This is a genomic window from Planctomycetia bacterium (genome assembly GCA_034440135.1).
In the GTDB taxonomy this organism is placed as follows: domain Bacteria; phylum Planctomycetota; class Planctomycetia; order Pirellulales; family JALHLM01; genus JALHLM01.
Genome location: JAWXBP010000515.1, coordinates 1 through 10,376, shown reverse-complemented (window position 1 = coordinate 10,376; position 10,376 = coordinate 1). Strand labels below are relative to the sequence as shown.

Here is a 10,376-nt window from a genome sequence, read left to right as displayed (position 1 = left end):
TCCGGCCTACCGCAAATCACCCCCAACCTCCGCCGCTTCGCATGCCAACCCCGAAAACTCTTACGCTTCCTAGGCATCATGAAAAACTGATTCGCCCTGCTGGGGGAATTGGGCCGCCGGCCGTGGGCCAAAACGACCTCGCGCGTGGCCGTTCCTGCCGCCAGCCCTTATCATGGCTAGAGGGCCGTTTTCCGTGGCTGGTTCGCTGGCGAGTTGATTGATGCTGCGTTTTCGGCTACCTACGTTGCTCCTCCTGACGGCGGTGTTCGCCTTCGGGCTGTTTGTGGTCGACAACCTGTCGGTTGCCGTTTGGGATGGCTCGTTCGATCTGACAGTTCACCTGAACTACGGCGAACGCGCTCAATTGGAACGTCTGGCCTACCTCGTTGAGCAGAATCGTGCCATGGCGGAATGGGTTGCGGTAAATCCAGAACATCACGGAGATTGGTTCGAACCCGTCGACGATCCCAATGTGCCGTTTGTCGTCGGCGTAAATTGCTACGGCCGGGAGAGCACTTTCGGTCGGGAGCTGAGCTATGGCGAGTTCGAATGCCTGATCGTGAAAGCAAGATTCGTCGACGGAACTGAGCGGATCGACGTGCTGGATATCCCGAAGGGCCGGCACGCGCGATCGATGTCCGTGACTTTGGGCCCGCGGCAAGATTCTCCCGCCGTCGACGAATGAATTCTTTGTCGGACGAGTCTTTGACGGAGTTTCGCGAGCGATGCTTTACCTGATCGCCATTTTGATTCCACCGGTGGCGGTGCTGCTGTGCGGGAAGCCCGTGCAGTTCTTTTTGAACTTGCTGTTGTGCCTGCTCTTTTGGGCGCCCGGCATGATTCACGCGATCCTCGTCGTGAACGCGCACCTGGCGGATAAGTCGTGAACGCGCACCTGGCGGATAAGTCGTGAACGCGCACCTGGCGGATAAGCGGACGCAGGAAATCGTTGAGGCGATCGAGCGGCAGCGCTAGTGGGTCGATGACCATGAGTCGACGACTCTAAGCACAGGGAAGGCCGCCGCAGTCGTTGCTGCCAGCGAAGACTTTGAGAGCCTTCCCTGGGCTTAACGGCGGCGCGGCGAGCAGCGATCGCGCTAGTACCGGCTCGGGGCGCGGTAGGCCGTGTCGATCGGCGGAAGACGATGCGTGAGGTCGCCTTGCGAAGGGCCGTAAGCGGCCGGATCGGGTTCCGCCGGGGCGTAGCCGGTGGCGCCGTCGGGAGACGGAGCGGCGGCCGGGAACGTGCCGTGGTCCGCGACGGGCGACCAGGATGAGGTCAGCGGCGGCGCGACCCGGCGTTGAACTGAGGGCTCTGGCTGCGCTGCCAGGCGATCGTCGGTTGCGGTGATCATCGACGACGGTTCCGCGGGGACGTTAGCGGCGTAGGCCTCTTCCGTCGGCGGCGCCGATTGATTCTGCAACGCCACCGCCCAGTCGTAGGCCTGCGTCAGCGATTGATCTTGCTCGTAGGCCAGCGAGTAGTGTTCGATAGCCGCAGAGGTTTCGCCGCGGTCGTTCAACATGCAGGCGAGGTTGTAGTGCGCGACCGGTACTTCGTGCGCCGCGGTCAGGTGCGCGAGCGCCGGCTCGTCATGCCCCATGGCGACCAGCACGGTGGCGATGTTGTTCCGATACAGGGCCTTCTCGGGCGCTAACTGCACGGCGCGGTCGAGCGATTGTGCCGCTTCCTGCAGCCGGTTTTGCCGGGCGAAGCAAAGCCCGAGATCGTTGTGCGCCGTCGCGTCTTCCGGGTGCGCTTTCACGGCCCGGTTGTAATAGGCCGTAGCTTTGGGCAGGTCGCCGCGGCGATCGTAAAGTCGCGCCATGCCGATTAGCGCGTTCAGGTGCTCCGAATCGTCAGCCAGCGCACTTTGATAGCGCTTCTCGGCGGCCGGGAAGTTGCCTTTGGCTTCTTCGAGCCGCGCGAGCGACACGTGCAAGTCGGCGTCGACGTCGCCCGTTTCCACCGAGAGCGAAATCGGATTGGCCGCTCCTTCGTGCGTGGTGAACATCTCGCCTGTCTTGCGCGAGGTCTTCGTCCAGGCCGACTTGATGCCCTTGCTGACGGGATTGTTAGTCACTGAGTTCGAGAGCTTCTTCATCGTGCCCGGCTCGACGCCCTGATCCATGCCGAGGCCGTGGGACGAGACCTTGCGGTCGGCTTGTTTCGCGGCCAATTCCTCGTAGTTAAACGCCGGGGCGTCGGCGAACTTGGAACCGGAGCGAGACTTGCCGAGGCTCAACGGATTGGAGAGCCAGGAAGAACTGGAGGAACAGCCGAGGCTACCGGCAAGAGTTGCCAACGATAACGCGGCCGAGAGTCGCCATACCTTACGCAACTGACACCTCCTTGTGTCCCGAACCCCCGTGGCGACGGCGCCCTCCGGGCGTGGTATTGCCCAGCGGAAACGACGTCGCTTCGGCGCGCAAAGCGCCTGTCTCTTTCATCGTCCGCCGCGGCCGGAATCCTCCAACCGAAGCGGCCGTATCACGTTCAAATCGCGCTCGGCCAAGCCCGGAGGCGTCCCGCCGGAGTTCCGATCGTGGTGACGATCGCTCCGGCGCGACGCCGTAGCTTGCCTGGACGGGCCAGATTGCTTGGTTTACTGATCTTCGCCGCCGTCATCTGCTTCCGGCAGCCGCGGATCCTTCATCGAGTTTTGGTATCGCTTACCAACGGCGTCGACGTAGTCGGCTGGCCAGGCGGTGGGGCCGTAGTCGACTTCGAGCACCGGCGGCAGGTCGCCTTGCGTGTTCATCGCCACGACCATTTCCTGGACGGCGTCCAGCCGCGACGACGTGACGTCCTGATTCGCGCCGCGAACCACGTACACAGCACGATGGGCCGCTGGCGTATGCCACATGATGGTCTTCATCTTCAAGCGGCCGGACTCGTTCAACGCGCCCGTTTCCATCGAGAAGTGGTGATCCATCAGAGTGTTTTGCGAGCGCCAGCCCTTGGCGATCATCACGCCGAAGGGGGCTTTCACCGCTTCACGATCGTCGTACACGAACGGTTCCGGCCAGCAGTTATTGCGGCGATAGTCGCGGTGAACGTTTTTCCAGAAGGTGGTGAACCAATTGGCTTCGGCCGTGCCGGCGATCGCCGACAATCCCATCAACACGGCGGCCGCGTATCGACGCTTCATGATCTCTCTCCATAGAAACCGCGCAAAGGCTGGCTGTCCTTGTCGACTTATCGGCGCGCAGTTTCGCCGACCTCCAAAGAGTCGTCGCCAAGGCGCGCAGCTTGCCGAGTCGGCAAAGTCCGTCGGGAAAACCGGGAATGGGCGGTTTGAGCCGCGGAGCCGCAGAGACGCGGAGGGGAGAGTGCGCGGGAATGTCGAAGCTCGAATGACGAATGGCCGTCGCTCGACGCAACGCCATTCAGACATTCGACATTCGGATTTAGAAATTCGTCACTGCCGGCCGGACTGCGCGAGAAATCACCCGCCGCCGGTTACCAGGGCATTTGCTGGAATTCCGTGCTCACCAGGATCGATGACTGGATCACTTCCGCCTTGAGCCCCGTCTTGAGCTTGTTGAGCCAGTATTGGGCTCCGCCCGCTTCCGGCGCGCGGGTCAGGTAGTTTTGATACCAGCTCGCCACGACGTGAAGGCGGTATTCGTCGCTGGTGACGAACTGCTTGGCGATCAGTGCGCGCGGCGTGCTGGCGGCGCGGGCGACCCAGAACTGCACTTCCGCCGCGCTGCCGGTGCGTCCTAGCACCTGCGAGTACATGGCTTCGACCCAGAGTTGATTCGTGCCGCCGACGCGCTGGAAGAACTCGCCGGAACCCAGAATCGCGGCTTCGACCGATTCACCGTCCTGCTGCGCCCAGACGTTAAGCCAATAGGCGCGGCCACCGGCGTCCAGCGGGCGACCGAGATAGCGGTTGTACCAACCGTCGATGAAGTTGGCGCGGCGCTCGGGGCTATTGAGGAACCCTTGCGCGATCGCTTCCCGCGATGCACCGGCCGCGCTGACCTTCGCGTAATATTGCAATTCGGACGGGACGAAGTCGCGCCCCAGCAGTGCCTGATAGAGGTTGTCGAGCCAATGCTCGAACGATGGATTCACGACGAGCTCCGGCTCGGCGACGGCGACGGCCGGCGGATCGAGGATGAAGTCGGCGTCGTTCAAGGCCGCCAGGGCCGGTCCCATCAGATCGTTTTGGAAGGCGGCTTGCCCGAACAGCAAGCGAGCTTGCAGCCAGGTGATCACATCCTTCTTGGCGCCGCCGTCGAACAAGGTCTCGATGCTGCAAACGGAATCGAGCGTGGCCAGCGTCGCCGCCGGGCTATTCAAAGGGGCCGCACCGTCGTTGCCCGTGCCGCCGGCGGAAACATCCCCGTCGGCGACCGTGACAATTCCTTGCAATGTGCCGTCGTATTCGTGGTCCGGGAAGAGGAAGTCGTCTCCGGCGCCACCGATCAGCGTATCCACGCCCGCGCCGCCGAAGATCACGTCGGTCGCGCCGCTACCGACCAGAATGTCGGCGCCGTTCTGACCTTCCAACAGCGTCGGAATGCCGACGCGATTAACCACGACGTCATCGCCGTCGCCGCCGCGGACGCGCAGCTTTTCGACAAACGCGATCTCGAACGGGCGATGTACCGGCAGATCGGTAATTGCATCGACCGAGATGCGATCGACGCCGGCCGAGCCGATGATGTCCAATTGATCGGAACCGAGGCCGCCGTTGAATTGCACGACGGACGGCAAGCCTGGCATCTGCACGTTCAGCAGGTCGTCGCCGGAACCGGCGTTGAGTTCGAACTGTTGGATTTCCGTGAACGTCAGCACGAGCCCGTCGTCACGGGCGACCTGGGCGCTATTGAGCGAGTAAATGCGGTCGGCGACTTGGTTCGTGTCGAACAGGTTGAGCGAATCGCCGAAAGGCGGATTGGTCACTAGCAACGGCACAACAACCGGATTGCATTGCCCGTCGACCGAGGCGGTGTCCGTCACCAAGGTGAAGTTGCCGGGCCCGTTCGCGCCGCCATTGAAGTTGATGTTGTCGCCGGGGCGGAGTCGGTCGAGTTGGATGTTGAAGAAGTCGTTGTCCGGTCCGGCGATGAACCGCACCAGTCCGTTCGCGCCGAGCGGTCCGCCGACGCCGAGGGCCTGAACTACCGTCCCGACGGCCGCGTCATTGTTGCCGGCGTCGCTGGTAACGGTCAGATTGCCGTTCGCGACGGCGGTGGAGCCGGCCGCGAACGTGATGTCGTCGCCGACGTTCAAGACGATATTCGTGCCAGCGCGCAGAATGGCATTCGCGGCGAGCGTGAGATCGTCCGCAGCGCTGGCCGCGCCGCCTTCAAGGATGTTGATCGTGATTTGCTCGACCGTATTAATCGCGGCGACGAGACTCAACGGGCCGTTGCTGAGCACCGTCAAATTGCCGAGATTGCGTTGATCGCCCAGCGCGTTCGCCGGCCCGCCCACGTTCCCGTTGAAGATCGTGGGCCGCGAGCCGGACTGCCGGTCGACGGTCAAGTCGAACGCGCTGCCGGCGACGCTATCGACAGTCTGGTCGAGGTAGACGTCGTCATCGATACTGCGCGTGGTCACATCGGCGCCCAGCAGGACGGGATCATTGTACGTCTGATCCAAAAAGGTGAGGACTGCGCGAGTGTTGATCAAGGTTGTGCCCGGAGCGTCAGTCGTAAGATTCAGAATCGGAATCAAGGGATTCAGCGTGCCGACTTCGTCCGCAACGTCGTTGCCAAAACGCGTCAGGCCGCTCGCAATGATCTCCAAGTTTTGCTGGGTGATCTCCGCGTCGAGCCGGTTGTTGAACTGCACGCTGCCTCCTGTCAACGTCGTCGTGTTGCCGACAGCCTGGAACAACACCGCGTCATCGTAAAGTTGCGTTTGACTCGTATTTACTGAGCCGCCGAGGATGAACGTGGTTCCGCCGCCATTCGTGGTAAGGTTTCGGAGCCGCAGTCCGCCGCCACCAACCGCGCCACGGAACACCGTCTGCCCTGGGCTGTCGACGATCACGTCGTTGCCGCCATCCGGGTTGGAATTGAGCGTTTGCTCAAAAATCACATTCGCTCCTTGGAACGTAACGCTGTTCGGGGACGTAACGCTATTCGTCACGGTCACGGCGTCGCGAAACGTCTGCGTGCCGGCCGTTCGAATTAAAGCTCCGTCGACCTGTGTCGTGCCGCCGATGTTCGTCGCCAGGCCGTTGATGAGCGGGACCACGGCCGGCGCTGGAGCGGTTCCCACGTTGCCGCCGAACCGCGACAAGCCAGTCGAGTTAACGTCGACATTGAAGCCGTTCGCGCTAGCGTTGAGCGTGCTATCGAATTCGATGTTGCCGGCGTTCGCTTCGAAGGTAACCGTCGCATTGATGATGACCCCATCGACGTAGAACTGATTTCCGATCGTCGCGACGTTAGTTCCGAAGAACTGCGTATCACCTCCGCCGTCGGTCGTCAGGTCTCTCAGTTCCGAGCCCGCGGGAAGGCCGACGTTGCCGACAAAGAAGGTGTCGCCGTCTCCTGTCGTTACGCGCAGGTCGCGATTTCCGGGCGAGTTCACTGTTCCGGCGAAGCGCACGTTGCCAAGGCCGACAACGGTGATCACGACATTGCCTGTCAGCACAACATTGTCCTCGAACAGAATCGAATCGGTCCCCGCGACGGCCGTGGCGTCCGTCACGTTAATGACCGGTCCGTCGAGGAACGTCCGGCCCGGGGCTCGCGCGATCAAGTTTCGCAATGGCGCCAGGTTGCCAATGGCTCCGTTGAACGAGGTATCCGATGCGGCGAGCGGAGTGACGATTTCCAGGGATCGCGGCGTGGCAATGGCGTCACTGTTGACTGTGCTGTTGAACGTCACGTCGCCAGGACCGAGTTCCGTGATCAGCAGATCGTTCGTCAACACGACGGGGTCATTGAACGTGATGGAAGCGCCTTCCGTGCGGATTACTTGAGCGCCAATGTTAGTCGGCCCCGTTCCCGGCGTGACGGTATCCGTCTGCAGGCGGGATAGCGGATTCACGGCGCCAATGGCGCCATTGAAGTTCGTCGCGCCCGCGTCCGTGTTCACGGTCAATGCCCAGTGATTCGCCGGCAGGTCGCTGTTGATCGTGTCGTTGAACGTCACGGCGCCGGCGCCCAGTTCGGTGATCAGCAAATCGGCGAGCAAGTCCAGCGGCGTGTTAAATGTGACGGAGTTGCCATTCGTGGTAATAGTCGGCACCAACAGATTGATGTTGTTGCCGGCCGTGATCTCAAGGAACGACAGCGGCGCGACGTCTCCGATCCGATCCTGCGCAATGTCGTCGCCAAAGTTGGCATCCGCGGCGGCGACAACTCTGAGTCCGGCGGGGGGCGCCGCGGGAACTGAATCCACATCTCCTCGGAAGGAAATGGTACTTCCTTGGACCGTTAAGTCGGCCTCAATTTCGACGTCGTCGTTATAAGTTTGATTGCCAGTCGTCCGAATTCCCACCGTGCCCGGAGTCATTCCTGCCGCGAATACCGTCCTGCCCACGTCATTGGTCGCAATGTTGCGCAACGGAATGGCACCTGCCCCAACTTCGTCGCCAAACCGCGTGAAGCCGTCGTTTTCGGAAGTCACGATCAAGTCAACATTCGCCGCCGCAGCTTCGATGCCGCCGTCGAAATCGATGTTCCTGCCGGTGAACACCGTCGTGGTATTGAGCCGCACGACGTCATGGTAGATCTGGTCGCCCGTCGTCAGCGCCGCGTTGCCGACGAACTCCGTCGTTCCGGGCTCGTCGGTTTCCAATCGTCCGAGCCGGAACAGGCCGCCGCCGACCGCCGCGCCGAATCGCGTGAGCTGACTAGCGCGGATCAGCACGTCGTTGCCGGCCGGATTGGAACGCAAAGTCGACGCGAAGAGCACGTTCTCACCCACGAACGTCGCGTCGGCGATCACGGTGACTTCGTCTTCGTACGTCTGCGTGCCGGTGGTTTCCACCAATCCGCCCACTTCCGTGCGACTGTCGCCGTTGGTGGTCAAGTCGCCGAGCGTCTGGTTTGCCCCCACGTTGCCGCGAAACCGCGTTACGCCGCCCACGGCCGTGATGAATTCGACGTCGCGATCGGCGACACTGCCAACTAGCGTCTCGCTGAATTCAATATTGCCACTGAAGAATCGGGTCAGGGCGGCGAAGACGACGACGTCGTCCTCATAGAGTTGGTTACCGTCGGTATGGACCTGGGCGGCCTCAAACTCGGTGCGCCCTTGGTCGTCAGTTCTCAGACTCGCGAGTGCCTCTTGAACGCCGACATTCCCAACGAAACGCGTCACGCCTTCTCCGGCCGTAATCACTTGCAGCGTACGGGCCGTGGCGTCGCTATCCAAGGTGCTGCCGAAAATGACGTTTCCCGCACCCAACTCCGTGATGAGGAGATTCGAATTCAAAACTACGGGCGTATTGAACGTCGTGGTGTTGCCGTTCGTGCGAATTGAGTCCGCGCCGATCCGCGTTTGGCCAGCGCCCTGGACGAGCAGCGAGGCCAGCGGATCGGCGGCGCCGACCCGATCCGTGCCGTCGTTCCCGAATCGCGCCACCGTCGCCGCGGTGACCGTCAGCGCTGGGGCCGGCAGCGCGTTGACCGCGTTGAGCGTGTTGTTGAACAGCACGTTCAGCGCGGTCAATTGCGTCGCCGTCGCGATGCGTACTGGGCCGTTGAAGGTGAAGTCCGTGTCGGCGGTGAGATTGCCGTTCAAGGTCGCCGTGTTCGCGGCGAGGCTCGTCATGGAGTTAATCGTCACCGCGCCGATCGCGTTGAACGTCACGGTCTTGTTGACGTTCACCGCTTCGGGGTAGTCGCCGGCGTTGATAATCACCGTGCCGTCCGGATCGGCTTCCAGGATGCCACGATTGATCGTGCGATACGGCGCATCCTCCGTGCCGTCACCAGCGAGGTCGTTACCGGTTGGGTCTACATGGACGACGATCGCCAACAGTTGCCGGCTTTCCAGCGATTCGACGACGAGTCGTCGGCCGCGCTGGAGATTGAAACGACGGGGGCGACCAAATAGCAATTGAGAAAAACTCATGGCGCAGGCTCACCGTTGACAAAAACGGGACCCTAGGGGCGTGTAGAAACACACGCGCCGCCTTGCGCTATGGATTGCATCGCCCCTAACGTCCCACGCAGAACCAGAATGGGTAAATGTCGTGGATACGCAGACTATGTTAATTGGGGCGCCTGCACAAGCAATTCAATTCACGTAAATTAGGCACCCATTTGGGTGGTTTTGTGTCGAATTGCCGCGTTCGGCGCAAAGATGTGGCGCGGCGAACCCAAGCTGTTCGCCGCGCCACGTGGCTTCCGCCGGGATTTGTCTACCTACCGGGTAATGCAATACAAATGATCGACGCCCCGAAGCAGCAGCTTGTCGCCCGCCACGGCCACGCTCGACCAGAACATCTCGTCGAGCTTGTTGACGCCGAGCACTTTCAACTCGGGTCCGGCCTCCAGGACGAACGTCTGACCTTTGTCGTCCAGGCAGAACACCTTGCCGTCGCTGGCCCACGGAGAAGAGGTAAACCCGCCTCCATCCGGCAGCCGCTGCTGGTAATGCTCTTTCCCGGTCTGGGCGTCGTAGCAGCGGATCAATCCGCCACGTTGATCCAGCACGTAGAGCAGACCCTGATAGAGCAACGGCGAGGCCATCGGCGGTCCGCCGCGGTCGATGCTCCAAGCGATGCCGGCATTCGTCGTCTCCCCATCGCCGAGCGAGATATCGCCCGACGCGCCGGCGTTCACAGCTAAGAGCGGTCCGCTGCCGCGCATACCGCCGCCGGTGCCCACGTACAGCAACTCTTCGTCGCCGACCGGCGTCGCCGAACAACGACCCGCGCCGCCGGTGACTTCCCACAGCAATTCGCCGTTGGCCGGATTGTAGGACCGCATCTTCGTCCCGCCGGCGGTCACCAGCTCCATGCGCAGCTTGTTCTTCCACACGTAGGGCGTCGACCAGTTCGATGACTCTTCCCGTTCGACGCGCCACAGCTCGTCGCCGGTCGACTTGTTGAGCGCCACAAGGAAGGACTTCTCCTCGTTATCGCATTGCACATACAACGCGTCGCCGAGCAGCACCGGCGAGCTGCCGGTGCCCCAGCCCATCATCATTGGAAAACTGCCGAGATCCTTTTGCCAGACCAACTCGCCGTTGAGGTCATAGCAATAGAGCCCGGTCATGCCGAAGTAGGCGTAGACGTGCTTGCCGTCGGTGACCGGCGTTTCGGATGCGAACGTGTTGGTGCCGTGCGTGGCGATCGTCGGCTTGGCTTCCTTCGCCAGTTGCTCCCAAATCACGTCGCCGGTCGCCGCGTCGAGGCACAGCACCTTCCAGCGATACACGGCATCCGGCG

At 62.0% G+C, this 10,376-nt stretch carries 6 protein-coding genes; 2 read left to right on the top strand and 4 right to left on the bottom strand.

Annotation, left to right across the window (positions count from 1 at the left end):
• Positions 1-220: 220 nt before the first annotated feature.
• Both SGJ19_29100 and SGJ19_29095 read left to right on the top strand, forming a co-directional pair.
• Positions 221-685 carry a hypothetical protein gene (locus SGJ19_29100; GenBank protein MDZ4784324.1) on the top strand — a complete coding sequence of 155 codons (465 nt, stop codon included), beginning with the start codon at positions 221-223 and terminating at the stop codon, positions 683-685.
• Positions 686-725: 40 nt separating this feature from the next.
• Complete coding sequence (locus tag SGJ19_29095; GenBank protein MDZ4784323.1) at positions 726-887, top strand: YqaE/Pmp3 family membrane protein; 162 nt, start codon at positions 726-728, stop codon at positions 885-887.
• A 210-nt stretch (positions 888-1,097) separates the two neighbouring features.
• Here the strand turns inward: SGJ19_29095 and SGJ19_29090 are convergent, their stop codons facing one another.
• The 4 genes from SGJ19_29090 to SGJ19_29075 form a co-directional block, all read right to left on the bottom strand.
• Entirely contained in the window at positions 1,098-2,342 is a 1,245-nt protein-coding gene (locus SGJ19_29090) for a tetratricopeptide repeat protein (GenBank protein ID MDZ4784322.1), read from the bottom strand.
• Positions 2,343-2,606: 264 nt separating this feature from the next.
• Positions 2,607-3,152 carry a hypothetical protein gene (locus tag SGJ19_29085; protein ID MDZ4784321.1) on the bottom strand — a complete coding sequence of 182 codons (546 nt, stop codon included), beginning with the start codon at positions 3,150-3,152 and terminating at the stop codon, positions 2,607-2,609.
• A 311-nt stretch (positions 3,153-3,463) separates the two neighbouring features.
• A complete protein-coding gene (locus SGJ19_29080) occupies positions 3,464-9,055 on the bottom strand; it encodes a DUF4214 domain-containing protein (GenBank protein ID MDZ4784320.1) in 5,592 nt (1,863 codons plus the stop codon).
• A 293-nt stretch (positions 9,056-9,348) separates the two neighbouring features.
• On the bottom strand, positions 9,349-10,376 hold a 1,028-nt coding region (locus tag SGJ19_29075; GenBank protein MDZ4784319.1), incomplete at its 5' end, for a PQQ-binding-like beta-propeller repeat protein.